Origin of the sequence: Colwellia sp. MB02u-9, assembly GCF_014077085.1 — a bacterium.
Taxonomy (GTDB): Bacteria; Pseudomonadota; Gammaproteobacteria; order Enterobacterales; family Alteromonadaceae; genus Cognaticolwellia.
On sequence record NZ_JACGVF010000074.1, the window covers coordinates 1 to 582 of the forward strand.

Here is a 582-nt window from a genome sequence, read left to right on the forward strand (position 1 = left end):
AGCCTACCAGTTAAACCCAAGTTATGGTGATGCTTTTTGGAGTTTAGCCAATACTAAAACCTACCGTTTTAGTGATGAAGAAATTGCTCAAATGCAAACACAGCAAAATAATAAAGCCTTAGCACTAACAGATAAGGTTCAACTAAATTTTGCTACCGGTAAAGCCTTTGAAGACAGAGAAGACTATAACCAAGCCTTTCAAGCCTACCAAGAAGGCAATAAATTACAACATGCTCATAGTGGCTTTGACATCACCAAAGTAGAACAACAAGTTGCTGAGCAAATAAAATACTGTACCGCCGAGCTGTTTGAGAGCCGTGGGAATTTAGGGCTTAATTTACCCGATCCGATATTTATTGTTGGTTTACCACGCGCTGGCTCAACGCTACTTGAACAAATACTGGCTTCGCATAGTCAAGTTGACGGCACGATGGAGCTACACAATATATTAGGCTTGGCATCACGACTAAGAGGCCGTAGTAATAATAAAAGTGATCAAGAAGCCCAATATCCGAAAAACTTAAACGAAATTAATCCCGAGTATTTCAAACGCTTTGGTCAGCAATTTATTGACGAAACTCA

At 39.7% G+C, this 582-nt stretch carries 1 protein-coding gene; it reads left to right on the forward strand.

Annotation, left to right across the window (positions count from 1 at the left end; all coding sequences use genetic code 11):
• Nucleotides 1-582 (forward strand): sulfotransferase (locus H4J65_RS05875; RefSeq protein WP_182196667.1); only part of this gene is annotated, 582 nt, incomplete at both ends.